Raw genomic sequence first — 25981 nt, forward strand, 5'->3', positions numbered from 1 at the left:
AATTCTACGTGTCATTGCGGTTGACGTCATCAGAACGCACGAATCGGTGCAAGAAACCGCAGGTCACCAAGGATGAAGGAGCGCTCATGCCGACCCATCGACGCACCTTCCCAGGGCTACCTGAGGAAGTCAGCCGTGCCCGTCACTGGATCCGGGAGATCCTCGGCGGCCACCCCTGCGCGCAGGACGCCGAGCTGATTGTCACGGAGCTCAGCGCCAACGCCATCACTCATACAAACAGTGCAGGCGCTGCCTTCCGCATCGCAGTGACCTGTACCGGAGACACGGTGAAGATCGCCGTCACCGATGCCGGTGGCGCCCACCACCGCCCGCACATCGAGCACCAGGACAACAGCTCCCCTCACGGCCGAGGTCTATTCCTCGTCTTCGCCTGCGCGTCGACCGTCGACATCAGAGGTGACCATCACGGCCACACCGTGACCGCTGAACTCACCGGCAAGCCGACCGGCACCCGTACATGCTGATCACCACCAAGGCGCTGCCGCTCCAACTCGCCACAGAGTTTTGGTGTGAGGCCATTGCCTACACTTCCAACGGCCTGCCCACGCACTGGCTGGGCTCGGCCCTGTCCTCGACGGCCCGGATCGCGATCCGGTGGCTTCGCTGGAGGGCCGGCCACATCAGCGACCAACTGGACCCGCCGGCCGCGTATCCGGTGCGGTGCTGGCTCGCGGACCAGGCTGAGCACGAACGGGCCCTGGAAGTTCTGGTGAGCGGGGATCTATAAACGCTGACGATCCCGGACGGCGCGATGCGCTACTTGCTGTCCGCCCGGCCAGCGAAACACACGCCCTTGCCGAGGCCAGCATGGTGAGCGAGCACGAGTACCAGCATGAGCAGCTCTACCGCTACGAGATCACCGCCGCCATGAACCATGTGGTCCGCGCCTGGCCACGAGATCGCACGTGAACACAGCCACCGCGGCTTCTGGACTCCCCACACCGACCCCGGAGCCGACTTGCACATCGACCTCATCGAAGCGGCCCGCCGCGACATCCTGACCAAGCTTCAAGTGGTAGTCGCCGCAGCCGAGACTGTTGCCTACGACATCGAGCAGGACCGCCAACGGAGCCAGTGAGTTACAACCTTCTCTACGAGTTCAAGGCTCGCTTCGCTCGCTGTCGCGCCCGACCTCCTGGAACTGCAAGCAGTCCGATCACAGATCGGAGGTGCCGCGCACAGCGCGGCGGCGCTGGTCGGTCGCCGCCGCGCGGCCCCTCCTTGCCTTCGTCACCGGGGCCGCGCGTCGCCGCCCGCCCGCGCCCGTAAGGGGGCGAAAACCAGGCCGGGGCTGGGTAAGAAGGCGATGCAGAGGTCAGAACCCCGTCGTGGCTGGGGCGGCCGGCTCCACGGCTTTAGGCAGCCACTTTGGGGCGAGCCTCTAAGATCATGGCCCCAACGCCGTGCTTTAACGGGCAGGTCAACAGACTGCCCGACTCGCCGGAAGCTTACGGGGTCATGATCACTCGCCCCAAAGCAGCTCCAGCCCAAAGCCGCTCCGCCGACCTTGTGCCCATGCCTCCGAGCGACCCTCCTTCAATCGGCCAGGTACTCGCCTCGTCCACGAGCCTTCGCGGGACTGCATGGGCGAGAGATACATCTCAAATTGCATCCAACCTGTCCACAGCCTGGGGATTATGCTACCTCAGCCATTCGATCCCTCCCCAGGCGCTCGCTGCCGTATGATGTGTTCGCCGTTACGTCGGCAAGACGGAGCAAACGATTCAAGGAGTCGCATTGCTGAAGCTTAACGAAATCCACCTGGGCGACTGCCTTGAGGGGCTCGCTAGAATCCCTTCTGAGAGCGTCGACGCCATTATCTCGTCCCCGCCGTACAACATTGGAAAATCCTACGAGTCACGCAGGGAGCTGAATGAGTACCTCGCAATGCAGCGTGAGGTACTCCGTGAATGCCACCGAGTCCTAAAGAGTACGGGGTCGATTTTCTGGCAGGTGGGCGTTTACGCCGACAGGGGGATGCATATCCCTCTTGATGTCAAGTTCTTCCCTATCCTCGAGGACCTCGGGATGATCCCACGGAACAGGATTGTCTGGGTTCGGCCGCACGGACTTCACGCCAAGAATAAGTTCTCTGCGCGCCACGAGACGATCCTCTGGTTCACAAAGGGCGAGGAATATAACTTCTTCCTCGATGAAATTCGAGTTCCCCAGAAGTATCAGAACAAGAAGTCATGGAGGGGAGCAAACAAAGGTGAACTGACTTGTAACCCTCTCGGCAAGAACCCAGGAGACATCTGGCTGTTCCAGAATGTAAAGCACAACCATGAGGAGCAGACGGTCCACCCCGCTCAGTTCCCAGAAGACATGGTCGCCCGCATGCTTCTCTCGACGACCAAGCCAGGGGATACCGTCCTAGATCCGTACATGGGAGTGGGAACGGTCGCCGTCGTTGCACGCGACCACGGACGCAACTTCCTCGGGGCTGAACTGGACCCGAGCTACCACGCCATCGCCCTACAAAGGATTTCCGGAGAGCCGGACTCTGAAGGTGTCTTCCCCAACCTGAAAACGCTTCGCGATTATACCGCGCGCACGGGCGATCCTGTCGAAAAGTTTCGATTCCAGGTACAGGTGGGAAAGAAGCCCACAGAGCGTAGCAAGTCTCGAATGTTTGATGAGGCACACCACCTCAATGAACTTCACACGAGGCTGGAGAGTGAAGAGACTGCGTTCGGGCAGCGTGTTCGCGGCGAATCGGACGGACCTCACAAGTTGCCGAGCCAGCAGAAGCACCAACTGGCAACTGGAGACGACACAGAGCCTTTGGGACTCTTCTAGACAACCGCAGGCGGGCCTGACCGCAGGCCCGCCCGCCACTAAGATTAGCTTACTGGCGTAATGCTGGCTATTGCCCCGCCGACTCGCACACGGTTACGCCATGTCACATGGAAGTGCTTAGTCTCCAACGAAACGACGTTTCGTGACGTTCGACCAGAGTAGACGTTCCAGGATGCTTGGATCGTCTCAATGCCCACCGGAATGGTCAGCCCAACAAGACGTATAGCCAGATTCAGATCGAGTGCACTGAATACCGATTCCATCTGGGCCTTCGCCTGCTCAAAATATAGAGTACTCTGCGAGGCTGGAAGAGACCCACTTTTAGTCACGACGATCATGGCCCTAGGGGCTGAATGCAATCCCTGGAGCTCCCAGCCATTACCGGCAACGACTTGACTTCTGATGATGTTATTCCACAGGAATGGATAGTTGGAAAACTGCCACTCCGCCAGGACGGCATTCTTTCCCGCGTCCCAGTCACTCCCAAAGGCCCTCAACGATTCCGGGACGGGAATCTTACTCCATCCGTACTTCGCGGCCTCTTCGGTAAGAATCCTATTGGTCGCTTTCGGGTCAAAGATGGCCTGACCTTGCAATCCATTTTGACCACTCGGCTGCAATTGTAGATCCATCCTGGAGATTACATCTTCAATCTCCAGCCACTCAAGACGCCCTTCTGTTCGGTAAAATCTTTCCGCTCCGAAAAAATCGCAGACCTCAAACTGCATCGAGCCCCCAAGCCGAGATGATCAACAGCCAGGGATGCTACAGGAGCGGCCCTTGAGCCGTGTACTAGTTGGCGGCTTCCGGGTGAGCTCCAGGCATGCCGGCGCAGTCGTAGGGCTTCGCGTAAGCACGCACACGCACCGGTCAGCAGCAAAGACGTCTATATTGCCTTATTTAGCCGAATTTCTAACAATAGGCCTCGATCATCTCCTTATAGGGTCGAAGTGGCGGTTCCAACTGGGCGCGCACCAGGTCCGCGTCACTCAATGGAAAAGGGAGAGAGGTCCGCCAAATCCGCACGTTCCAAGTCGCCGGGCCTGGGAACACTGAAAGCCGTGACACCAGGTCGCGAAGGGCGACCCCTTCCCGAAAGGGGCAACCCGTGCACGTCCAGGGGCGATGGGCGGCATAGCCAGCAGCACTATCAGTCGCACAGCTGTGGACCAGACCTGGACAGGCCGCAGCAGACCGAACATTTGCAGGGCTCCGACCAGCGACGCCGCCTCAATGGCTCACGGCCTCCGGAGCCGTTTGCTGTACAGCCGCGGAGTACAGCAACCGCCCTGATTACAGGCAACCGGTACCACCCCCGGATGACCGTCGGCCAGCCTAGGAAACCTCAACGACCGCCTCGCCCGTAGTTCGCAACGAAGGGGTCAGGGGTTCAAATCCCCTCAGGTCCACAACAAGGGCCGTTCCCAGAACCAGGTGGAACGGACAGGCGAAAGCCCTCGTCGACTCGATCGACGGGGGCTTTCGCGTTCCCGAACCGCTGAGTGTCAGGTGGCGGGGAGTTGGTAGGCGAGGACATAGGCGTCGGCGGCCATGACGGTGTCGCAGACCTCCACGGGCCGTGCTGCTGTGTCGAAGGCGGTGCGGATGAGGTGGATGACGGGCACGCCCGGGGCGAGTTCCAGGGCCCTGATCTCGTGAGGGCTGGGCATCCGGGCCCGGATCTCCTCGTCGAAGCGATCAAGCGTGTGCCCCGCTTCCTCAAGCCGGGCGTAGATGCCGCCCGGGCCGGGGTTCGGTTCCGTGATCGGGGTGCTCTGGGCGATATCGAGGGGAAGATAGGAGGCGGCGAACTCCACGGGCCGGCCGTCCAGGAGATAGCGCCGTCGCCGGGCAAGTACGCGGCGCGGCCCGCCGAGCCTGGTAGAGACATCGGCTGAGGGCCGTTCTTCCCTGATCTCCAGGCTGTCCACCTCGGGTCGGCTGCCCGCTGCCTCCGCTTCGACGGTGAAGGCGGACCTGCCCGCTTCCCGGTGCCGGCGTGCGAACCGGTCGGAGGCGAGGCGCCGCACCGGGGGACGGGGCCGGACGAAGACACCCTTGCCGTGCTCGGCGCGGACGAGGCCTTCGCCTTGCACGACGCCGAGGGCGTTGCGGACGGTCATCCGGGATACGCCGTAGTGCTCGACGAGTTCGGCTTCGGAGGGCAGCTTGGCTCCCTCGGTGAAGCGCCCCTTGGTGATCGCGTCGCGGATCTGGTCGGCGATCTGGCGGAACACCGCCCGGTCGCTGGCGGGGTCCAGGGTGCCCAGCGTGCCGGAGGGGAGGGTGGCCATCGTGGATGTACTCCTTTAGATATCTAGACAAGTTACTGTGTGTGGTTGCTGCGGTGAGACTAGTCACCTGAAGGGGAGTCCGTCACTGTGCCGATCGACCGCCCGCACTCCGTCAGCGTCGCCGGGGTCATCATCGATGGCGCCGGACGTGCGCTGCTGATCCAGCGCCGGGACAACGGCCATTGGGAGCCGCCGGGCGGGGTGGTCGAGGCGGGGGAGACGATCCCGGAGGCCTTGCAGCGCGAAGTGCTGGAGGAGACCGGGGTCAAGATCGCTCTCCCGGCCGCCCTGACCGGTGTCTACCAGAACATGACGGGCCTCATCGTCTCGCTCGTCTTCCGCTGCGAGGCGGCCGACGGCAGCCCGGCCACCGGCCCCGAGACCCGCGCGTGGCGCTGGGCCACCCGGGACGAGGTTGCCGAACTGGCCAGCGAGGCCTACGCGATCCGCGTGCTCGACGCCATGAACACCACGAACCCGCCGGCCGTGCGCGCCCATGACGGCGTGAGGCTCATCTAGCTCACCTGTCCGGCACAGGGCCGCTCATCAGCATGGAGGAACTTGTATGCACGAGTATATGAGTGCAGTGCGTATCTGGGAACTGACCTGCCCGGGCAGGCCGGAGGAGATCGGACGGGTCCGCCGCTGGGCCCGCGACATCCTCACCGGCGTGCCCCGCGTGGACGACGCGGTCCTGATCGTGAGCGAGCTGGGCACGAACGCCGTCGTGCACACGGCCAGCGGGCTGGGAAACTTCCGCCTGGTCATCGCTCACTCGCCGGACATCCTGACGATTTCCGTCACTGACGCGGGAGGAGCGGCTACCCGCCCACAGCTGGTGCGACCTGATGAGGAAACGCCGTCCGGCCGGGGACTGGGGATGGTGCACGCGTACGCGACCCGCCTGGAAATCCACAACCGGGGGCGAAGCCACACCGTCACCGTCGAACTCGACCTCACGGCCGGGCTGTCCTGACGACGACCGCCGAAACAGGCCGGGGGCTTCTGGACTCCCGAACCGATCCTGGAGCAGACTCGCACATTGACCTCATCGAGCCGCGCGCCGCGGGCTCGCGCCGGGTGCCGGTGGGCGGGGGCGGAAAGCGATCTTCCGTGTACTCAGCTGATGCGCCAGGATGTCGTCATGGGGGTATCAACCGTGCCCGCAGCTTTCCGTCTGACGTTCACCGACTATCACCAGGACCCGGAGGACAGCGACGTCCTTCGACGGGCCGTCACGGTTCAAGCCGATCGGATCACGTTCGATGACGGGCGCTTGAACCTCTGGCTCGAAGGCACGCACGTCGGCGAGTATCCGCTGGACATCATCGAGTCCGTCTGTCCGCAAGGCGAGTCCGGGAGCGGGCGAGAACCGCTGGAAGAACTGCGTGCCCGCTATCCGCGGATGGGGCAACCCTGGTCATCGGAGGACGACGCTCGTCTCCTGGCGTTGTACCAGAAAGGGGAGCGTGACTTCGGCACCCTCGGGAGGTACTTCGGCCGGAAGCCCAGTGCTATCCGATCACGACTGGCCAAGCTCGGCTTGGAAAGCCTCGCCTGACCGTTCACGGCTCGGAGGTCTGTGGTCGGGGACATGCGAGCCGGTCACGACGCAGGCCGGAAACGGTCATCTCCCCTGGGATAGGTCGCGGCGCTGAACGCACACTGCGCAGCGTGGCCTCGATCCAGCGTGCGGGCCGGTGTCTCGCTGTTCGCCCAGATCGGCGACGAGGTTCTCCGGCCGGGTCTGGCCCGGCTCGCCGACGATCTGGTCTCCGGCCGGTGGCACCAGCGTCATGCCGGCCTGCTCGGCCGCGACGCGCTTGACGCCGGTTACCGGCTTCTCGTGGCGGACCTTTGAATCAGCGAACCTCGTGCCGACCCATCCGGTCCGCAGCCATTTCCGGGGTTTCTTTCGGGGTGCGGTGGAGGGCGCCGCCCAGGGGGAGGCAGAGGAGGAAGAGGCCGCCCCACATCGTCAGGGCGAAGCTCCACAGGCCCATCATCGTGGCGATGCAGAAATGGAAGGACAGGCCGGCGGCCAGGAGGTGCCAGCGGTAGCGTTGGGGGATCAGGAGGGTTGCCGCGAGGGCTATTTCGATGAACAGGGGAATCCAGGTGAGCAGCGCCGTTCCCCAGGGGTGGGAAACCAGGGGTTCGGTGACCGGGCGCATCCAGTGCGGGGCGCCGAAGGAAAGGCCGTTGGCCCAGTAGTACATTCCCGAGCCGTCCGCCCATTCCGCGTGCGGGAGTTTGGCGATGCTCGCCTGGAAGTACACGAAGGACATCTGGAGGCGGACCATCACCAGGGCGCTGACGCCCGCGAGGGCCCAGGCGCGGCGGGACGGGGTGGCGGGGGTGGGGTCCTCGGGCAGGGGGTGCCAGTGCCAGCGGCGGGGGTCGCCGAGGGCGGGGAGGGTGAGGAGCAGGGCCAGGATGGCGGCCAGTTGGTCGCCGCCGTCGACCAGGGAGATGCCGGTGAAGACGCTGAAGGCCACGTACGCGTGCGGCAGGGCGGTGAGGCGGGGGCGCCAGCCGGAGGCGGTGATCAGGAGGATGATGACGCACGCCCACTGCATCCAGCCCAGGTGTTCGCGCGGGACGAGGCAGAAGGCGCCGGCCGAGCCGAGGCCCTCGCAGCGGGGGTGGTCGCCCAGGGTGGCGACCGGGCGGAAGAGGGTGGCGGTGCTGCTGAACAGCAAGGTGCCGGCGGTGCCCAGGGCGATCAGGGTGCGGGCGATGCCGTAGGCGTTGGTCCAGGGCACGGGGACGCGGGTCAGCATGTGACGTCCAGGGAGACGAGGCTGTCGGGGGTGTGGGTGTCCGGCAGCAGGTCGCGCCAGGCCCAGGGGACGGGTCGCAGCTGGACGACGGCGATCCGGCCGCACAGCGTGGGTTCGGGGGAGGGGTTGGTGACGGCGGCCGGGGGCGGGGCGGCGGCGAGGCAGGCGGGGAGGTCGGTGTCGCAGGGCTGCCAGTCGGGTTCGGGCAGCTGGTGCAGGAGCAGGGCCGTTTCCACGCCCTGGGCGCGGGAGGCGCGGTCCAGGCCGAACCAGTTGCGGGGCTCGGCGTGCGGGGCGCGGCGCAGTTCCTGCCAGGTGCCCTCGCGCAGCGCGTACGCGGTCAGTTCGGGGTCGCGCGGGGATTTGGTGAAGAAGCTCCAGCCCTGTGGTGCGAGGGTGCGCACGGCCGGGGCGGCGGCCGTCTGTCCGGGCAGGGTCACCACGTTGCTGGGCAGGTGGATCTGGGCGATGTAGACGATGGCCACCAGCCACAGGCCGGCGACCGCCCGCAGCCAGGCTGTGGGCACGTCCAGGACGGCCGGCGGGCGGCTGCGCCACCGGTGGTGCGTGGTCATGGGGGTGCGCCCCGTTCTCGTCGGTGGGCGGGGGCGCGGCGGGGCCCGGGGGCCCCGCCGCGGGGGAGGGCCGGGTCAGGCGGCGCGCAGCACGGTGGTCAGCTCGGCCACGGCGGCGTCCCGGTCCAGGGGCTCGCCGTCGATGGACGGGGCCCAGTACTTGACGGCGGTGTAGACGGCGGCGATGTTGACGGCCGCCGCCACGGTGAAGACGTTGACGACGGCGAAGACATTGCCGAGGCACAGGCCGCTCATGTCGGAGCGGACCTCGGCGTCGGCGGCCTCGACGTACCTGTCGATCTCGGCGATGCCGCGCTCCAGTGCCGACTCGACGCGGCGCGGGTCGCCGCTGCGGAGGTCCTCGGAGAAGGCCGCGAAGAATCCGGGGTTTCCGGCGGCGATCGCGTCGGTGATCTCGGCGACGGTTTCCAGCGCCTCGGGGGTGCTGTTGGCGGCGAGTTCGCCGTCGGGGTCGCTGAAGGCGAGGGTGTCGGTGAGGTATTCACCGACCTGGCCCTGGGCGAAGTAGATACCGGTGAAGAGCGCCAGGCCGTCGTCCGCGCTGTTCTCGCTGACGATTTCGATGGCGGGACGGTCGTCGGCGGTCGACGCATTGGCCATGTTCGCGGCGCCACCGGCGATGACGGCGGCGGCGGTGACGGCGGCGACGGTTCTGATGACTTTGCGAGCCTTCATGGGCCCTCCCTGGTCATGGGAGCTGAATCTCAACCCCGCGGCAGAGCATCGCATTTGAAATCTTCGCCGGTCAACCACCTTTTGAGAAAAGGGAGATGGATTTTCTCCGGTGTCATTGATAAGTGGTCTGGACCAGTGGAATTCTTGGTATTCCAATGGCCTGGGGATTCAATTCATTGCCGGTTCTGGCAAGAGATAAAGCGCCAGCATCGGGGTGATCCCCGCACGAAGCGGAAGGGTTGTTTCCGCCCGCCGGTCAGGGCGGGGACTGGGTGAGCAGGAACCAGGTTCCGTACCCGCCCGAGCCGAGGGCCGCGGCCACCAGGGCGGCGGCGCCGGCCGGGCGGGGGAGGCGGAGCAGCAGGCCGGCCAGGGGCAGCAGCAGCGGGAAGGCCGGCATCAGCAGGCGGGGGCGGGAGGCGAAGTAGCTCTCGCTGACCAGGGCGCTCGCGGCGATCAGCAGGGTGTAGACCAGGAGCGGCAGCGGTTGGCGCTGCCGGACGCACTGGACCAGCAGGGCGGTCCCGCAGGCCAGGACCGCCAGGATCAGCAGCCCGTGGCCCGGGTCGGTGCGCAGCCGGGTCAGCACGAAGCGGGTGAAGCCGGCGCCGCCGTCGAAGCCGTTGCCCCAGTCCTTCTGGACATCGAAGTAGCCGGTGGGACTGGAGAGCCGGACGCCGACGTACCCCACGTACCCCAGCCAGCCGAGTGGGGCCAGGGCCATCGCGGTGAGGACGCGGGGGTCGGCGCGGCGCCGCCGCCGCAGTTCCAGCGCACCGCCCGCCAGGACGGCCGCCACCACCGCGAGCCCGGAGGGCCGGGTGAGCCCGGCGGCGACGGCGAGGGCGCCCGCCGTGTACCAGCGCCCGGTGAGGACGGCGTACAGCGCCCAGGCGGCCAGCGCCGTGAACAGCGTCTCGGTGTACGCCATCGACTGCACGAAGCCGGGCGGCACGGCGGCCCACAGGGCGGCCAGCACCACGCCCGCCGCGCGCCGCCCGGTCACCAGGAACGCGACGGCGTACAGGCCCCAGGCGGCGGCCAGGCCCGCCGTCCAGCTCACGGCCAGCCCCGCGTCGGGGACGGAGAGCGGGAGAACGGTGGACAGGCCCCGTTCCAGGGCGGGGTAGAGCGGGAAGAACGCCAGGTCGTGTTCGGTGCGCTCGCCGAGGTGGGCGGTGTACCCGTAGCCGTTCTCGGCGATGCGGGCGTACCAGACGGCGTCCCAGCGTTCGGCGAGCAGGGTGTGGGCGCTGTGCTCCCCGGCGGCCGTCCACCGGGCCAGGATCAGCAGCCCGGTGGCGCGTACGGCGGCGTAGACGAGCAGTGCCGGGGCGGCGGCGCGCAGGGCGGTACGGGCCCGGGTGCGGCGGGAGGTGCCGCGCGCGGGGACGGCGGTGCGTGCGGTGGTCACGGGCCGGTGCGCCGCAGCAGCAGCCGCCAGGGCAGCAGGGCGGCCTCCAGCTGGACGGCGGCGGACATCTTGGAGGCGCCGTGCCGCCGCTCCTCGAAGCGGATGGGGACCTCGACGGCCGAGCAGCCGGCCCGCACCGCCGCGTGCTTCAGCTCGATCTGGAAGCTGTAGCCGGCGCTGCGGGTGTGTTCGAGCCGGAGCGAGGCCAGGGCAGCGGCGCGCCACAGCACGAAGCCGGCGGTGAGGTCGCGCAGGCCGGTGCGCAGCACGGCGCCCGCGTAGCGGTTGGCCCAGCGGGAGAGCAGCCGGCGGTGGGCGGGCCAGGCGGTGGTGAGCTGTCCGCCGGGTACGTAGCGGCTGCCGATCACCAGGTCGGCGCCGGTGGCGCGGGCGCTGTCGAGCAGCTGCGGGACGTGCCGCGGCGGATGGCTGCCGTCGGCGTCCATCTGGAGCACGTACCGCGCCCCGTGCGCGACGGCGGCGGCCATCCCGGCGGCGTACGCCCGCCCGAGACCGTCCTTGCCGGCCCGGTGCAGTACCTGGATCCGGCCGGGATGGTCGCGGGCGAGGGCGTCGGCGAGGCGGCCGGTGCCGTCCGGGCTGGCGTCGTCGACGATCAGCAGCCGCAGCCCGGGCAGCGGCAGGCCGAGCAGTTCCGCGGAGATGCCCGGCAGGGCCTCGGCCTCGTTGTAGGTGGGCATCACGACGGTGAGGGAGACATCCCGGCCGTCCGCTGCTGCCATGTGCTCACACCCCTGGATCCGCGGGAGCTGACACTGGCCATGGTCGCGCCGGGCGGGCGGGGATCGCCGCCGTTGTGCGGCGTTCGGGTGAGGCGCGGGTCAGGCGCGCGTGGTGAAGAAGGCGCGGATGTCACCGGCCAGCACGCCGGGTGCCTCCTGGGAGAGGAAGTGGCCGCCCCGGTCGAGTTCCCTCCAGTGGACGATGTGGTGGTCGCGCTCGGCCCAGCGGCGGATCGTCACATCGTGCGCCGAGACCAGGACGCCGGTCGGCACGGTGCCCCGGTCCTGGGTGCCGGACCAGTCGGCGGCCGAGATCTCCTCGTAGTAGATCTGCGCGGCCGAGCCCGCGGTGCCGGTGAACCAGTACAGGGCCACGTTCGTCAGCATCCGGTCCCGGTCGATGGGGAGGTCGGAGAGTTCGGCGTACTTCTCGGCGATCCAGGCCAGCTGGCCCACCGGGGAGTCGTGCAGCGCGTACGCGACGGTCTGCGGGCGCTTGGAGTTGCACTGGAGGTAGCCGTCGTTGAAGTTCTGCATCCGCTCCCAGCGCTCCCGGTCCCGGTCGCCGAGCCCGTCGAACTCGCCCTCCTCGCCCGCCGGGAAGGCCAGCAGCGCGTTCAGGTGGATGCCCGTCACCCGCTCGGGTGCCCGCCGGCCGAGGGCCGGGGCGACCCAGGAACCGGTGTCGTACCCGTGGACGCCGAAGCGCCGGTAGCCCAGCCGGGTCATCAGCTCCAGCAGGACGTCCGCCATCCGGGCCGCGTTCATGCCGGGGCCGGCCAGCGGGGTGGAGAAGCCGAAGCCGGGGAGCGAGGGGATCACCAGGTGGAAGCCGGACAGCGGTTCGATGACGTCCAGGAAGTCCGTCCAGCCGCCAGGCCAGCCGTGCAGCAGGAGCAAGGGGGTGGCGTCCGGGTCGGCGGAGGGCAGGTGCGCGAAGTGCAGCGGCTGGCCATCCACGGTGGTGCGGAACTGCGGGTGGCGGTTGAGCCCGGCCTCGCGGGCGCGCCAGTCGAAACCGGTGCGCCAGTGCTCGGTCAGCTCCCGCAGGTACGCCAGGGGGACGCCCCGCTCCCAGCCGGTGCCGGGGAGTTCGGCGGGCCAGCGGGTGCGGTCCAAGCGGGCGGCCAGATCGTCCAGATCGGCCTGCGGGACGGCGATGCGGAAGGGGGTGAGGGTGCTCATGCCGCCGACGGTAGGCGGGCTTGCGGTCACTTTCCGTCCGGAAGGGTCCGGGCGAAAAGAAAGCGCTTCCTACCTGTTGACCCCGCGCCTCGGGCTCCCTTTGACTGTGCCCGGCCAAACGACAAGGGAGTGGTGGTCATGAGAGTCGTCTCCACGTGGATAAGAGCCGGGGCCGGGGGCCTCGCGGTCGCGTTGCTGGCCGCCGGTGCGGGCACGGCGACCGCCGCACCCGCACCGGCGGCGAGCGCCGCACAGACGTGGGAGGCCATCACCTTCGGCCAGTCCACCGACCTCAACTTCGCCACCAACGTGCTGCCGGAGAAGATCGGCACCAACTACGCGGCCCCCGAGCACCCCGGCACCATCGACGGAACCATCGTCATGGAGAGCCGCGGCGGCAAACTCGCCCCCGGCCACGACGGACTGACTTTCTACCAGACCGCCCTGGACGCCGGCACCACCAACTTCGTGCTCACCGCCGACATGACCGTCGAGCAGTTCGGGCCCGAGACCGGCGCCGCCCCCAACTCGCAGGACAGCGCCGGCATCATGGTCCGCGACGTCAACGGCGCGCCCCGCCAGGACCCGATGGTCGACGGCTTCGAGGAAGTCCCGGCCGCCTCCAACATCTTCGGCGCCGGCATGATGCGCCAGGGCATCAGCTCCCTGGTGCGCACCGGCGTCACCGAACCGTGGGGCAACCCGGGCAGCGCCCTGAAGGCCACCCCCTTCACCACCGACTCCCGCTACACCCTGCCGGTCGGCACCCCGGTCACCCTGCGGCTGGAGCGTACCGACAGCGAGTTCGTGATGTCGGCGACCTTCACCCACGCCGGGGAGCCCGCCACCTTCGAGCAGCGGGTGGACGGCGCCGACTGGGTCCAGGACATCGACCCGGACCACATGTACGTCGGCTTCTACGCCGCCCGCAACGCCAAGGTGTCCTTCGACAACGCCCGGCTGGAGCTGAGCGAGGCGGACACCCGGCCGCGTACCCCGGTGGAGCCGGCGCCCGTCCAGCCCGCCCTCACCCTGCACTCCGCGGACCGGAGCAGCAGCGCCCAGTACACCCTGCGGGCCAGGACCAACACCGCCGGGACGCTCACCGTCACCGACAGCAAGGGCAAGAAGGTCGCCCAGAAGCGGCTGGCGGCCGGCGACTACTTCTCGCACCCGGTCCGGCTGCACGCCGACAGCACCGACTTCACCTTCACCCTGCGGCCGGCCACCGGCGCGGAGGTGACCCGGTCGCTGACCGTCACCCGCACCGCGTACGGCGAGCGCGGCAACGGCGCGGTCATCCACGCCGCGCCCACCGGCACCGCCGCCGCGCCCGGTACCGCCGCCCGCCCGGTGGACCTGGAGACCGCGCTGCGCAACGTCGCCCCCGGCGGGCAGGTGCTGCTGCACGGCGGAACGTACGAGCCGGCCGGCACACTGAACCTCTCCGCCGGCTACAGCGGACTGCCGCACAAGCCCAAGACGCTCAAGCCCTACCGCGGCCAGGACGTCGTGATCGACGGGCGCGGCGCGCTCCCGGTGGTGCTGCGGCTGGACGCCGATCACTGGCGGGTGGAGGGCTTCACCATCACCCGGGCGGCGAGCAACGCGCTGCGGATGAGCGGCAGCCACAACACCATCAGCGCCATGACGTTCAACTACAACGGCGACACCGGCTTCCAGATCACCGGCAGCGGGGACGACCCGGCGTACTGGCCCTCGCACAACCTGATCACCGGCAGCGAGTCGCACGACAACCGTGACGCCAGCGACATCAACGCCGATGGCTTCGCGGCCAAGCTCGGCGTCGGCGAGGGCAACGTCTTCCGCGGGAACATCGCCCACCACAACATCGACGACGGCTGGGACCTGTACAACCGCACCAACGAGGGCGCCAACATGCCCATCACCCTGGAGAACAACGTCTCCTACGCCAACGGCCGGCTCTCCGACGGGTACAACGAGGACAGCAACACCGGCAACGGCTTCAAGCTCGGCGGCGAGGGCCTGCCGGTGGACCACGTGGTGCGCGGCAACATCGCCTACGACAACAACATGGACGGCTTCTCGGACAACTTCAACCCGGGCCGCCTCACCCTCACCAACAACACCGCGTACGACAACAAGCGGTTCAACTACCTGATCCGCTTCAACCCGTACTTCACCCCCGAGGAGCAGGGCGTCTACCGCAACAACCTGTCCTTCCGGACCCCCGACGGCCGGGGCGGCGAAGACCCGCAGGCCGACTTCATCTCCGGGGACGTGGACCGCACGAACGTCCTCTTCGACGGGGAGCGGGCGGCGAACGCGGACGGGACGACGCTCGCCACGGCCGCCGACTTCCGCTCGCTCGGCCTGCCCGCGGCCTACCCGCGCGGCCGGGACGGCACGCCGCAGCACGGCGACTTCCTGCGGCCCGAGCGCACCAGCCCGCTGAACCGGGCGGGCACCCACCGTTCGGTGATCGGCGCGCTGGACGGCTCCCGGCGCTGACCACGGCCGCGGCGCCCCCGGGTCCCTTTGACCCCGGGGGCGCCGTCGGCAACTCTGGTCACTGTGGCAACTTCCGTATCCTTAACCCCGGTTGGTACCCCGTGGCCCGAGCGTTCCGCCTGGCCGGACCACCTCTACCCCCTCCACGGGCCCGACTTCGCACGCGACCCCTTCGCGTACTACGACCATCTGCGCCGCCATGTCGGCCCGGTGGTCCCGGTCGCGCTGGAGGAGTCCCACTCCCTGCGCGGCTATCTCGTCATCGACCACTCGCTCCAGCTGGACATCCTCCGCAATCAGCGGCAGATCTGGTCCCGTGACGCGCGCTGGTACCGCGACCTCGCCGAGGGCGCCCTGCCCGCCGGCCATCCGCTGATCGACCTGTCCGCCCACCGCCGCGGCCGGCTGTCCGCCGGAGAGCCCGAGCACGCCCAGTTGTCGGGCCCGGGCAACAAGGCGCTGGCCCGGATGGACATGCTGCGCGTCGGCGATCTCATCCAGGACCTCGCCGATCAGCTCATCGACTCCTTCGTGCCGGAAGGACCGCGGGCGGAGACCGTCGAGGTGGATCTGCTGCGGCAGTTCGCGCTGCCGCTTCCCCTGCTGGTGCTGATGCGGCTCACCGGCATGGACGAGCACGACGCGCTGACCTCCGGCTCCGCCCTCCACGCCATGCTGTCCGGCGCGGCCGGGGCACCGCACGCCACCGGGGAACTGGCCGCCCTGATGGACAACCTCGTGGCGCACAAGAGCAAGGAGCCGGGCGCCGACCTCGTCTCCTGGATGCTGCACTTCAACGAGGACGGCGCGCTCACGCCCGCCGGGCTGAGCGAGGACGTCTGGCTCCAGATCGCCGTGGGACACGGTGCGAGCACCGCCTGGATCTGCAACACCGTGCTGGAGCTGCTGACCAACGAGCGGCTCAGCGAGGATCTCGCGGCTGCCCGCTGCTCCATGGATGAGGCGATGAATCACGTCATGTGGAGCAACGCGCCGATCCAGAACATCATCGGCCGCTGGGCCACCGAACCCACCTGGCTCGGGGGTCACCGGATCGACGTCGGCGACATGGCGATCGTCGGCCTCGGGGCGTCGGGCGCCGACCCGGTCAGGCGCGCGGTGGGGCTGGAGACCTCACGCACCAACAACGCCCATCTGGGCTGGGGCGCCGGGGCCCACGGCTGCCCGGCCCCGGCCAGGGAACTCGGCGCGCTCATCGTGCGCACCGGTCTGGAACGGCTGTGGGAGCGGCTGCCGGACCTGGAACTCGCCGTCCCCGGGGAACGGCTGGACTGGGTGCTGCCGCACGTCGCCCGGACACCCACTGCCCTGCCGGTGCGTTTCCCCCGGCCGGTGGCCGAGGCGTCGCAGGCGGGGGCGGACGCCGGGGAGGGGGCCCCGGTTCCGGGTTCCCCGGCGACGCCGGTCGTCCCGCAGCCGGAGCGGCGGCACAGCCCGTTCCCGTCCGCCCCGCCCCGGACACGCTCCACGGCGGGGAAGGACGAGCCCGCCGGGCCGCGCGGCCTGTTGCCGGGGTGGCGGGCCCTGGTGGCGTGGTGGCCCAAGCGGTGAGGGGTCCCGGCCCCGGCCGTGGGGCCGTCCACCGCTGACCGGGCCCGCTGTCGGTCAACGGCTGCCGGGATCCGCCGGTGGTGCTGCATCCGGCTGCCGTTCCGGTCGCGGCGGCGGGCTGACGATGCCGGCCACCCCCAGGGCCGCGAGGTCCTGGGGGCGCAGCCGCAGGGCGTCCGCGAGGTGGGGGACGTCGGCGGCCGGCTTCTTGAGGATGGCGGCGGCGAGTTCGGGGGCGATGACGGAGAAGTAGCTGTCCGGGGTGGCCCAGGTGTTCCCGGCCGCCGCCAGTGCCATGGCGCCGCCCGAGCCGCCCTCGCCGATCACCAGGGAGGTGACGGGGACGGGGGCGGTGGCCAGGGCCAGGAAGGTGTCGGCGATGGCCGGCCCCGCCCCGGCCCGCTCGGCCGCGGCGTCGCCCGCGGCGCCGGGGGTGTCGATGAGGGTGAGCACCGGCAGGCCGAGCCGGCCGGCGAGCCGGATGATCCGGCTCGCGGTGCGGAATCCGGCGGGGGTGTTGGCCGTGCCGCACTGCGCCACGTACGTGATGGCCCGTCCGTCGCGCAGGCCGATGCCGCAGCGCAGGCCGGGGTCGAGCCCGCCGGCCCGGTCGCCGCCGAGCGGCAGCAGGTCCGTGAAGTACGCCGCCAGGTAGGCGTCGGCGCGCGGGCGCTCCATCGCCCGGGCGGCCCGGACGGCGGCCCAGCCGGTGTCCGGCAGCGGGGCGCGGGTCAGGGGCGCGGGTGGTGGCGGGGTGCCGGGGTAGGGGCGGGCGAGCGCGGTGACGTAGCGGGTGAGGGTGGTGCGCAGCGCGTCCGGGGGGACGACGGCGTCGAGCTGACCGGTCGCCAGATGGCTCTCCGCGGTGTAGGCGGCCGGGTCGGCGCCGGGCGGGCGTACCCGTGAGCCGGCGAACCCGACCTGGGCGCCGGGGAGGGCGAGGGCGATGTCGGCGGCGCCGCCGAGCACCGCCCAGCCGCCGCCGGTGGTCGGGTCCTGGAGCACGGCGAGCTGCGGGAGTCCGGCGTCGCGCAGGGCCGCCGCGCGCCGGGCCACCCGCTGGAGCTGGCTGAGCGCGCGCATGCCTTCCTGCATCCGGCTGCCGCCGGTGGCGATCAGCGAGACGAGCGGCAGCCGCCGGTCCAGGGCCGTCGCGTACGCCGCCTCGATGCGGTCGCCGGTGCGTTCGCCGAGCGAGCCGCCGAGGTAGCCGAAGACGAACGACAGCAGGACGACCGGTACGCCGCCGAGGGTGGCGGTGCCCGCCAGGACGGACTCGTCCTCGCCGGTGCGCGTCGCGGCGCGGGCGCGGGTGGCGTCGTAGCCGGGCCAGCCGATGGGCCCGTCCGGCGGCTGCGCGCGGCGCTCCACCGCGAGTTCGGTGAAGCTGCCGGGGTCGGTGAGCCGCCGGACGAGGTCACGCATGCGGTGCTCGCTTTCAGTCGGGCGCGCGGTCGGCACCCAGCGTCGCACGGTGGGGCGGCGCCGTCAGGGGGTGGCGAGTTCGGGCAGTGCGGCGATCACGCCGTGGCTGGCGTGGGCGAGCGCGGCGGGTTCGGTGGGCCCGCCGGTGTAGCCGATGACCGGCATGCCGGCCGCGAGGGCGGCGTCCACACCGGCCGGGCTGTCCTCGATGACCAGGCAGCGGGCGGGTTCGGCGCCCAGGGTGCGGGCCGCGTGCAGGAACAGGTCGGGGGCGGGCTTGCCGTGGGCCACGTCGTCCGCGCTGAAGATCCGGCCGGCGAAGCGCGGCCACAGTCCGGCGTGGGTGAGGGAGTGCCGGATGCGGGCGTGGCTGCCGCTGGAGCCGACGCAGTACGGCAGGCCGCGGGCGTCGAGGGCGTCGAGCAGGCCGGTGACGCCGGGCATGGTGTGCGGCGCGGCGGCGAACGCCTCGCTGACCCGCTCGCGGTAGGTCAGCAGCCATTCGGGGCCGACCGGCACGGTGGCGTGGGCGCGGACCTGCTCGTACAGGTACGCCTCGGGGCGGCCCAGGAAGCGGGCGCGCACCTCGTCGGGGGTGAGCGGCCAGCCGGCCTCGCCGGCCAGCGCGGCGACCACGGCGGGGCCGATGGTCTCGGTGTCGACCAGGACCCCGTCGCAGTCGAAGATCACCAGGTCCACGGTGGCGTCGATCACCGGCCGGCCGCCTTCAGGGAGTCGAGGGCGGCGGTGGTGACCGCCTCGACGGTCATGCCCTTGGCTTCGAGCGCGTCCCCGGCGGAGGCGGAGAGGCCGAAGTCGTCGATGGTGACGGTGGTGCCGGCCTCGCCCAGCAGGTCGTGCCAGCCGAACGGGGAGGCGGCCTCGACGACCACGCGGGCCCGGACGGCGGGGGGCAGCACGGAGTCGCGGTAGGCGCGGTCCTGGGCGAGGAACCATTCCTTGCTGGGGACCGAGACGACCCGGGCCGAGACGCCCTGCCCGGCCAGGTTCTCGCGGGCGGCGAGGGCGAGGGCGACCTCGCTGCCGCTGGCCAGCAGCAGCACGTCGGTGCCGTCGGCGACGGGGTAGGCGCCGCGTGCCACCCCCTCGCGTACGGTCGCGGGCGCGGTCGGCAGGACGGGCAGGCCCTGGCGGGCCAGGACCAGGCCGACCGGGCCGCGGTGGCCGAGGGCGGCGGCCCAGGCGGCGGCGGTCTCGGTGGCGTCGGCGGGGCGGACCACGGTGAGGCCGGGCATGGCGCGCAGGGCGGCCAGGTGCTCGATCGGCTGGTGGGTGGGGCCGTCGGCGCCGAGGGCGACGGAGTCGTGCGACCAGATGTGGATCACCGGCAGCCGCATCAGGGCGGCCAGCCGCAGCGAGGGGCGCTGGTAGTCGCTGAAGACGAGGAAGGTGCCGGCGAACGGGGTGTCGTAGCCGATGAGGGCGATGCCGTTGAGGGCGGCGGCCATGGCGTGTTCGCGTACGCCCCAGTGGGTGTTGCGGCCGGCCGGTGCCTCGGGGAGGAAGGAGCCGCCGTCCTTGATGGTGGTGCGGTTGGAGTCGCCGAGGTCGGCGGAGCCGCCCCACAGCCGGGGGAGGGCGGCGGAGAGTTCCTGGATGACGGTGCCGGAGGCGTCGCGGGGGGCGATGGTGTCGCCCGGGGTGAAGCCGGGCAGGGCGTCGGCGATGTCGGCGGGGGTGGGGGCGGTGATGGCGTGCGCGCGGGCGGCGGCGCGCTCGGGGTGGGCGGTGGCCCAGCCGGTGAGGGCCTCGTCCCAGGCGCGGCGCAGTTCCGTGCCGCGGGCGAGAGCGCCGCGGGTGTGGGCGAGGACGGCCTCGGGCACGGTGAAGGGCTCGGGGGCGACGCCCAGCCGCTCCTTGGTGGCGGCGACTTCGGCGGCGCCGAGCGGTGCGCCGTGCGCGGCGGGGGTGTTGACGGCGTGCGGGGCGGGCCAGGCGATCTGGGACTTCAGGACGATCAGGGCGGGGGCGCCGCGTTCGGCGCGGGCTTCGGTGAGGGCGGCGTCCAGGGCGGCGGTGTCGATGTCGCCGTCCGGGCCGAGGCCGACGTGCCGCACGCTCCAACCCTGGGCGGCGAACCGGGCGCCGGTGTCCTCGTGGGTGGCGAGGTCGGTGCCGCCCTCGATCTGGATGCTGTTGTCGTCCCAGATGACGACGAGGTTGTCGAGCCGGTGGCGGCCGGCGAGGGCGCCGGCCTCGTAGGAGATGCCTTCCTGGAGGTCGCCGTCGGAGGCGAGGACCCAGACGGTGCGGTCGGGGAGGCCGCTCGCGTCGGCGCCGGACAGCCGGTGGGCGTCGCGCTTGAGGGCCATGGCCATGCCGACGGCGGTGGCGACGCCCTGGCCGAGCGGACCCGTGGTCGTCTCGACGCCTGCGGTGTGGCCGAGTTCGGGGTGGCCGGGGGTGCGGGAGTCCAACTGCCTGAAGCGCCGCAGGTCTTCGAGCTCCAGCCCGTAGCCGGTCAGGTACAGCTGGGTGTACTGGAGGATGCTGGCGTGGCCGCAGGACAGGATGAACCGGTCCCGGCCCTCCCAGTCGGGGTGTGCCGGGTCGTGCCGCAGGTGCCGCTGGTAGAGCAGGTGGGCGACGGGGGCGAGGGCCATCGCGGTGCCGGGGTGGCCGGAGCCGGCCGCTTCGACGGCGTCCATGGCCAGGGCGCGGGCGACGGCGATCGCCTCGCGGTCGGATGGGCCGAGTATGGATCCGGTTCCGGGCACGGCGGGCTCCTCTGTGAGCTACGAGATCATGTCGTCATGATGACTTGAAACAACGTAACTCATGGGGCTTCGCAGTCGCTAGAGGGTGATTTGTCCCTTTTGTGGGGAGTGATTTACCGGGGATCTGCCCTATTCCGGAAGCTTCGCCGCCGCAGTACGGTTACAACGAATTGACCTATTGACGTCCTCTGGGTTTCTAGTCATCATGACGTCTCGACGACACGTTCTCAGTGAGGAGGCGGCGGTGGCCGAGCACAAGTACGCCCAGGTGCGCGACCATCTGCTGCGACGGGTCAGCGGTCTGCCGGTCGGCGGACAACTGCCCGCCGAGGCAGCGCTCTGCGACGAGTACGCCGTGAGCCGCATCACACTGCGCCGGGCCGTCGACGAGCTGGTCAACGACGGATATCTGATCCGCCAGCACGGCAGGGGCACCTTCGTCTCCCGGCCCCGCTACGCCCTCAAGCACCGCGAGCGGTTCGTGAGCGAGGTCACCGGCTTCTTCACGCAGATGACCCGGCAGGGCCACGCCGTCACCTCCGAGGTGCTGACCCAGAAGCGGACGCGGGCCGGCAGCCGGCTGGCGGCCGCCCTGGACATCTCGCCGGCCGCCCCGGTCGTACGGCTGGAGCGGCTGCGCCGGGTGAACGGCGTCACGCACCATCTCGCCGAGTCGTTCGTGGCGGAGGAGCGGTTCCCCGACGTGCTGGGGGCGGACTTCACCGCCACCTCCCTGTACGCCCACCTGCGGGCGCACCACGACGTGGTGCTCACGCGGAACGAGATCGTCGTCGGCCTGCACACCTGTGACGGGCGCGAGGCCCATCTGCTGGATGTGGCGGACGGCTCGCCCCTGCTGCTGGCGACCTCCACGGTCTTCGACCTGGAGCGGCGGCCGGTGGTGCACGGGACGTCCAAATTCCTGCCGGAGAGCGCCGAGCTGTCCTTCGACATCCTCGCCGACGCCGACTAGCACCACGAGCACGAGAGATCACGGAGAAAGTGCCATGCTCAGCGAACTGCTGACCGAGGAGAAGATACGTTTCTCCGCCGACCGCCTCAGCTGGCGGGAAGCGGTGACCCAGGTCGCCGAACCCCTGCTGACCGCCGGCGACATCACCGCCGAGTACGTCGACGCCATGATCGCCTCCATCGAGGCGGGCGGCACCTACATCGACCTCGGCTTCGGCATCGCCCTGGCCCACACCCGCCCCGAGAAGGGCGCGGTGCGCACCTCGATCTCGATGCTGCGTCTCGAGGAGCCGGCCCCGCTGCTCGACCAGCCCGAGCACGCCGTCGATCTCTACTTCTGCTTCGCGGCGGTCGACGCCACCGCGCACACCCAGGCCATGTCGTCCCTGGCCCGCATTCTGTCGGACACCGAGACCCGGGAGGCGCTGCGCGCCGCCCGCTCGGCCTCCGACGTCCACCGGCTCATCACCGCATTCGAGGAGAAGAAATGAAGTTTCTGGCGATGTGCAGCTCGGGCCTCGGCTCCAGCTTCATGGTCCACATGAACATCGACGAGGTCCTGGGCGAACTCGGCGTCAGTGGCGTCGAGGTCGACCACACCGACATCGGCTCGGCGGGTCCCGAGAGCGCGGATGTCTTCTTCGTGGCCAAGGACCTGGCGGACACCGCCGCCGGCCTCGGGGACGTGGTGGTGCTCGAAAGCATCATCGACAAGGAGGAACTGCGCGAGGCGGTCAAGGCGGCCGCCGTGCGCAAGGGCCTGCTGTAACCCTTCCCCGGCTCCACCCGTCCCCCCGCTCGCTCCCCGATCCACAGCAAGGAACGTCTGTCCACTGCTGACGTCACCTGCATCGCGACCGAACCGCCAGTCGTGCCGTAGAAAGGCGCCACCGTGAACGGCTTCCTCAACACCCTCGTGGACATATTCCGCGAACCATCCGTGATCATCGGCCTGATCGCTCTGCTCGGTCTGGTCCTCCAGCGCAAGTCCGCCTCGGACACCCTCAAGGGAACGATCAAGGCGTTCGTCGGCTTCCTCGTGCTGGCCGCGGGCGCGGGGGTCGTCTCCGGCGCCCTCACCCCGTTCGGCGACATGTTCCAGCACGCCTTCGACGTGCAGGGCGTGGTGCCGAACAACGAGGCCATCGTCGGTACCGTCCTCACCGACTTCGGCACCCAGGCCGCGCTGATCTTCTTCTTCGGCATGGTGGTGAACGTGCTGCTGGCGCGCTTCACCCGGCTCAAGTACATCTACATGTCCGGCCACGTGGCGCTGTACCTGGCCGCGATGACCGCCGTGATCCTGATGGCCAACGGCTTCGAGTCGTGGGAGGCCGTGCTGTGGGGCTCCCTCGCCCAGGGCATCGTCACCACCGTCTCGCCCGCCCTGGTGCAGCCGTTCATGCGCAAGGTCACCAAGCAGGAGAACGTGGCGCTGGGTCACACCGGCAACGTCGGCATCGCCACCTCCGGCTGGGTCGCCAAGCTGACCAAGGGTGACGCCGCCAAGTCCACCGAGGACCTGAAGATCCCCTCCGGTCTGGGCTTCCTGCGGGACACCACGGTCGTCATCGCGCTGTCCATGGGTGTCATCTACCTGCTGGTGACGCTGATCGCCGGGCCCGGCTACGTGGAGAGCGAGCTGAGCGGCGGCCAGTGGTTCGTGATCTGGGCGATCATGCAGGCCGGTATGTTCGCGGCCGGTGTGACGATCATCCTGGCCGGTGTGCGGGTCGTGCTGGCCGAGATCATCCCCGCCTTCAAGGGCATCTCGCAGAAGCTGGTCCCCAACGCCAAGCCCGCCCTGGACGTGCCGATCGTCTTCACCTTCGCGCCCAACGCGGTGCTGATCGGCTTCCTGGCCAGCTTCGCGGCCGGCCTGATCGGCATGGGTGTGCTGGCGGCCGTCGGCGGCACGATCATCATCCCGGGCATCGTGGCGCACTTCATGACCGGTGGTGCCTCCGGTGTCATCGGCAACGCGGTCGGCGGCCGGCGTGGCGCCGTCCTCGGCTCGATCGCCAACGGTCTGCTGATCACCTTCCTGCCGCTGCTGATCCTGCCCCGCCTGGGCGATGTCGGCCTGGCGAACTCCACCTTCTCGGACGCCGACTTCGGTGTCGCCGGGTTCCTGGTGGGCAACGCCGCCAACTGGGGTCACATCGCGGTGATCGTGCTGGTGCTCGGCTCGCTGGTGGGTGTGCTGGTGGGCAGTGCGCTGGTCGACCGGCGGGAGAAGCGGAACGCTCCGCCCGCGGACGAGGCAGCCCCGGAGCAGGAGACGCAGCCCGTCTCCTGACCCGGCCGGCCCTCGACGAACGGCCCGGGCCCGTACGGTACGTACCGTACGGGCCCGGGCCGTCGGGTTTCCGGGCGCCGGTCAGGCGTTGCCGGCCACCGCGTCGGAGAGCAGGGGGACCACCAGGTCCAGGGCGTAGGGCAGGGAGAGCACCGTGTTGGTGGCGAACGCCAGGGAGATCTCCGGGTCGTCCAGGACCAGCCCGCGGCCGTCCGCGACCGAGGGGATCGCCTGGTAGAGCGGGTCCTCGCTGATGTCGGTGGGCGGCACGCCGATCGGGGTGACGATGGTGACATCGGCGTCCAGCAGGTCCAGCCGTTCCTTGGAGACCGGGATGGAGAAGTCCTCACCGGCCAGCTCGTTGACGGCGGGGCTGTTGGTGAAGCCGAGCGCCTCCACGAAGTCCACCCGGCCGCTGTTCTGGACGTAGGCGCCGTAGCCGCCGGAGGTGACCGCGGAGACCACGACCGTCTTGCCCTCGAACTCGGGGTGGTCGGCGGCGGCCTGGGCGAAGGCGTCCTCGGTGTCGGCGATCAGCTGCTCGCCGGCCTCGGCGCGGCCCAGCGCGGTGGCGATCATGGTGACCTGCTCGCGCCAGGAGATCTTGTACTGCTGGCCCCCTTCGGGGATGCCCACGGTGGGGGCGATCCGCTCCAGCATGTCGTACCGCTCCTGGGTCCCGCTGGAGTTGAGGTCCAGGATCAGGTCCGGGTCGAGCTCGGCGATGCGCTCCAGCTCGGGCTCCATGGTGCCGATCAGTTCGGGGGCCTCGTCGTACAGGCCCTCGGCCCAGGGGCCGACCCCTTCGCCGCCGAAGGCCAGCCAGTCGCTGGCGCCGACCGGCTGCACGCCGAGCGCGAGGGCCGTCTCGGCGTCGCCCCAGCCGAGGGCGACGACCCGCTGCGGCTCCTCCTCGATGGTGATGTCGCCGAAGGCGGTGGGAACGGTGACCGGGAAGGCGCCGTCGGACGCGGTCTCCTGCTGACCGGCGGCGGGGGCCGCGGTGTCGTCGTCGGAGCCGCACGCGGCGAGGGGGAGGGCGAGGGCGGCGACGGCGAGCAGGGCCAGCCGCACACGGGGCAGATGTCTCATGCCGCTTAGGTTAGCCTGCCCTTACTTGGCCGAGTGATGCCGCCCCATCGGTACGATCAGCGGCGTCCCGGAGACCGGGTCGTCCACCAGCGTGCAGCGCAGCCCGAACACGTCCGACACCACCTGCTCGGTGACCACCTCGGCCGGCGGCCCCTCCGCCACGATCCGCCCGTCCCGCATCGCCACCAGGTGATCGGCGTACCGGCAGGCCAGGTTCAGGTCGTGCAGCACCACCACCACGGTGGTGCCGGCCGAGGTGTTGAGATCGGTCAGCAGATCGAGCACCTCCACCTGGTGGGTGATGTCCAGGTACGTGGTCGGCTCGTCCAGCAGCAGCAGATCGGTGCCCTGGGCCAGCGCCATCGCGATCCACACCCGCTGCCGCTGGCCGCCGGAGAGTTCGTCCACCGACCGGTCCGCCAGCTCCGCCACGTCGGTGGCCTCCAGCGCCTCGGCGACCGCCCGCTCGTCCTCATCGCTCCAGCGCCGGAACCAGCCCTGGTGCGGATAGCGGCCCCGGCCCACCAGATCGGTGACGGTGATGCCGTCGGGCGCCACCGGGGTCTGCGGCAGGATGCCGAGCGTGGTGGCCACCTCGCGGGTGGGACGGGAGTGGATGCTGGCGCCGTCCAGCAGCACCGCGCCGGAGGCCGGGGTCAGCAGCCGGGCCAGGCCGCGCAGCAGGGTGGACTTCCCGCAGGCGTTGGGGCCCACGATCATGGTGAGCTTCCCCGGCGGGATGTCCAGGGACAGCCCCTTGACCACCTCGTGGCGGTCGTAGGTGAGCCGCAGCGCGTCGGCGCGCAGGGTGTGCTGAACGGTCATGGGCGGAGGTTCTCCCTCGGACGGGGGCCGGGTACGGGCGTGGGGAGGGGGTGGC

General features: G+C 70.0%; 26 protein-coding genes. 13 read left to right on the forward strand and 13 right to left on the reverse strand.

The features are described from left to right. Positions 1 to 86: 86 nt before the first annotated feature. From BM385_RS20015 to BM385_RS20030, 3 genes are all read left to right on the forward strand, one after another. Positions 87 to 485 carry an ATP-binding protein gene (locus BM385_RS20015; RefSeq protein ID WP_093843882.1) on the forward strand — a complete coding sequence of 133 codons (399 nt, stop codon included), beginning with the start codon at positions 87 to 89 and terminating at the stop codon, positions 483 to 485. Continuing rightward, entirely contained in the window at positions 479 to 748 is a 270-nt protein-coding gene (locus tag BM385_RS20020; RefSeq protein WP_093843883.1) for a hypothetical protein, read from the forward strand. Before BM385_RS20015 ends, BM385_RS20020 begins: the two co-directional genes overlap by 7 nt. Positions 749 to 1758: 1010 nt before the next feature. Further along, the gene (locus BM385_RS20030; RefSeq protein ID WP_254791673.1) at positions 1759 to 2820 is read left to right on the forward strand and encodes a DNA-methyltransferase; all 1062 of its coding nucleotides are present in this window, start codon (positions 1759 to 1761) and stop codon (positions 2818 to 2820) included. Between the two features lie 44 nt (positions 2821 to 2864). Here BM385_RS20030 and BM385_RS26870 read toward each other — a convergent pair whose 3' ends face one another. Next, positions 2865 to 3548: a BglII/BstYI family type II restriction endonuclease gene (locus BM385_RS26870; protein ID WP_139275211.1), complete on the reverse strand. Its 684-nt coding sequence runs from the start codon at positions 3546 to 3548 to the stop codon at positions 2865 to 2867. Positions 3549 to 4325: 777 nt separating this feature from the next. Further along, positions 4326 to 5114, reverse strand: coding sequence for a GntR family transcriptional regulator (locus BM385_RS20035; RefSeq protein ID WP_093843886.1), 789 nt, complete (start codon positions 5112 to 5114; stop codon positions 4326 to 4328). A gap of 87 nt (positions 5115 to 5201) precedes the next feature. Between BM385_RS20035 and BM385_RS20040 the strand changes: the two genes are divergently transcribed. The 4 genes from BM385_RS20040 to BM385_RS20055 all read left to right on the forward strand — a co-directional run bounded on the left by BM385_RS20040 (position 5202) and on the right by BM385_RS20055 (position 6975). Then, positions 5202 to 5633, forward strand: a complete 432-nt coding sequence (locus BM385_RS20040; protein WP_093843887.1) for an NUDIX hydrolase — start codon at positions 5202 to 5204, stop codon at positions 5631 to 5633. 46 nt (positions 5634 to 5679) lie between these two features. Then, positions 5680 to 6090 (forward strand): ATP-binding protein, encoded by a 411-nt coding sequence (locus tag BM385_RS20045; protein WP_093843888.1) that lies wholly within the window; start codon positions 5680 to 5682, stop codon positions 6088 to 6090. Positions 6091 to 6240: 150 nt separating this feature from the next. Further along, a complete protein-coding gene (locus tag BM385_RS20050) occupies positions 6241 to 6675 on the forward strand; it encodes an SANT/Myb-like DNA-binding domain-containing protein (RefSeq protein WP_093843889.1) in 435 nt (144 codons plus the stop codon). A 129-nt stretch (positions 6676 to 6804) separates the two neighbouring features. Then, positions 6805 to 6975, forward strand: a complete 171-nt coding sequence (locus tag BM385_RS20055) for a hypothetical protein (protein WP_254791675.1) — start codon at positions 6805 to 6807, stop codon at positions 6973 to 6975. 1 nt (position 6976) lies between these two features. Here the strand turns inward: BM385_RS20055 and BM385_RS20060 are convergent, their stop codons facing one another. The 6 genes from BM385_RS20060 to BM385_RS20085 all read right to left on the reverse strand — a co-directional run bounded on the left by BM385_RS20060 (position 6977) and on the right by BM385_RS20085 (position 12510). Beyond that, positions 6977 to 7897: a sporulation-delaying protein SdpB family protein gene (locus BM385_RS20060; RefSeq protein WP_093843890.1), complete on the reverse strand. Its 921-nt coding sequence runs from the start codon at positions 7895 to 7897 to the stop codon at positions 6977 to 6979. Then, positions 7891 to 8472, reverse strand: a complete 582-nt coding sequence (locus BM385_RS20065; RefSeq protein ID WP_093843891.1) for an SdpA family antimicrobial peptide system protein — start codon at positions 8470 to 8472, stop codon at positions 7891 to 7893. The genes BM385_RS20060 and BM385_RS20065 overlap by 7 nt, the downstream gene beginning before the upstream one ends. A gap of 75 nt (positions 8473 to 8547) precedes the next feature. Then, the gene (locus tag BM385_RS20070; RefSeq protein ID WP_019433504.1) at positions 8548 to 9168 is read right to left on the reverse strand and encodes a sporulation delaying protein family toxin; all 621 of its coding nucleotides are present in this window, start codon (positions 9166 to 9168) and stop codon (positions 8548 to 8550) included. Positions 9169 to 9424: 256 nt separating this feature from the next. After that, positions 9425 to 10582 (reverse strand): putative hexosyltransferase, encoded by a 1158-nt coding sequence (locus BM385_RS20075; RefSeq protein WP_093843892.1) that lies wholly within the window; start codon positions 10580 to 10582, stop codon positions 9425 to 9427. Next, positions 10579 to 11325, reverse strand: a complete 747-nt coding sequence (locus BM385_RS20080) for a glycosyltransferase (RefSeq protein WP_093843893.1) — start codon at positions 11323 to 11325, stop codon at positions 10579 to 10581. Before BM385_RS20080 ends, BM385_RS20075 begins: the two co-directional genes overlap by 4 nt. A gap of 99 nt (positions 11326 to 11424) precedes the next feature. Beyond that, positions 11425 to 12510 (reverse strand): epoxide hydrolase family protein, encoded by a 1086-nt coding sequence (locus tag BM385_RS20085; RefSeq protein ID WP_093843894.1) that lies wholly within the window; start codon positions 12508 to 12510, stop codon positions 11425 to 11427. A 138-nt stretch (positions 12511 to 12648) separates the two neighbouring features. Between BM385_RS20085 and BM385_RS20090 the strand changes: the two genes are divergently transcribed. Further along, positions 12649 to 15003: a right-handed parallel beta-helix repeat-containing protein gene (locus BM385_RS20090; protein ID WP_139275212.1), complete on the forward strand. Its 2355-nt coding sequence runs from the start codon at positions 12649 to 12651 to the stop codon at positions 15001 to 15003. Between the two features lie 63 nt (positions 15004 to 15066). Beyond that, positions 15067 to 16575 carry a cytochrome P450 family protein gene (locus tag BM385_RS20095; protein ID WP_254791677.1) on the forward strand — a complete coding sequence of 503 codons (1509 nt, stop codon included), beginning with the start codon at positions 15067 to 15069 and terminating at the stop codon, positions 16573 to 16575. Positions 16576 to 16629: 54 nt separating this feature from the next. Here BM385_RS20095 and BM385_RS20100 read toward each other — a convergent pair whose 3' ends face one another. The 3 genes from BM385_RS20100 to tkt all read right to left on the reverse strand — a co-directional run bounded on the left by BM385_RS20100 (position 16630) and on the right by tkt (position 20738). Then, positions 16630 to 18000, reverse strand: a complete 1371-nt coding sequence (locus BM385_RS20100) for a carboxyl transferase domain-containing protein (RefSeq protein ID WP_093843896.1) — start codon at positions 17998 to 18000, stop codon at positions 16630 to 16632. A gap of 63 nt (positions 18001 to 18063) precedes the next feature. After that, positions 18064 to 18714: an HAD family hydrolase gene (locus tag BM385_RS20105; RefSeq protein ID WP_019433511.1), complete on the reverse strand. Its 651-nt coding sequence runs from the start codon at positions 18712 to 18714 to the stop codon at positions 18064 to 18066. Further along, entirely contained in the window at positions 18711 to 20738 is a 2028-nt protein-coding gene (gene tkt / locus BM385_RS20110; protein WP_093843897.1) for a transketolase, read from the reverse strand. The genes BM385_RS20105 and tkt overlap by 4 nt, the downstream gene beginning before the upstream one ends. 244 nt (positions 20739 to 20982) lie before the next feature. Here tkt and BM385_RS20115 point away from each other — a divergent pair, with 244 nt between their 5' ends. The 4 genes from BM385_RS20115 (at position 20983) to ulaA (ending at position 24009) form a co-directional block, all read left to right on the forward strand. Further along, the gene (locus BM385_RS20115) at positions 20983 to 21711 is read left to right on the forward strand and encodes a GntR family transcriptional regulator (RefSeq protein ID WP_175543048.1); all 729 of its coding nucleotides are present in this window, start codon (positions 20983 to 20985) and stop codon (positions 21709 to 21711) included. 34 nt (positions 21712 to 21745) lie between these two features. Next, complete coding sequence (locus BM385_RS20120; RefSeq protein ID WP_019433514.1) at positions 21746 to 22201, forward strand: PTS sugar transporter subunit IIA; 456 nt, start codon at positions 21746 to 21748, stop codon at positions 22199 to 22201. Then, positions 22198 to 22479 carry a PTS sugar transporter subunit IIB gene (locus BM385_RS20125; protein WP_019433515.1) on the forward strand — a complete coding sequence of 94 codons (282 nt, stop codon included), beginning with the start codon at positions 22198 to 22200 and terminating at the stop codon, positions 22477 to 22479. Before BM385_RS20120 ends, BM385_RS20125 begins: the two co-directional genes overlap by 4 nt. 123 nt (positions 22480 to 22602) lie before the next feature. Beyond that, positions 22603 to 24009, forward strand: coding sequence for a PTS ascorbate transporter subunit IIC (gene ulaA / locus BM385_RS20130; protein ID WP_019433516.1), 1407 nt, complete (start codon positions 22603 to 22605; stop codon positions 24007 to 24009). 81 nt (positions 24010 to 24090) lie between these two features. Here ulaA and BM385_RS20135 read toward each other — a convergent pair whose 3' ends face one another. Both BM385_RS20135 and BM385_RS20140 read right to left on the reverse strand, forming a co-directional pair. Then, positions 24091 to 25101 (reverse strand): iron-siderophore ABC transporter substrate-binding protein, encoded by a 1011-nt coding sequence (locus BM385_RS20135; RefSeq protein ID WP_093843899.1) that lies wholly within the window; start codon positions 25099 to 25101, stop codon positions 24091 to 24093. A gap of 21 nt (positions 25102 to 25122) precedes the next feature. Beyond that, on the reverse strand, positions 25123 to 25926 hold the full coding sequence (locus BM385_RS20140; protein WP_093843900.1) for an ABC transporter ATP-binding protein: 804 nt from the start codon (positions 25924 to 25926) through the stop codon (positions 25123 to 25125). Positions 25927 to 25981: the final 55 nt, after the last annotated feature.

Source organism: Streptomyces harbinensis, assembly GCF_900116145.1.
Taxonomy (GTDB): domain Bacteria; phylum Actinomycetota; class Actinomycetes; order Streptomycetales; family Streptomycetaceae; genus Streptomyces; species Streptomyces carpaticus.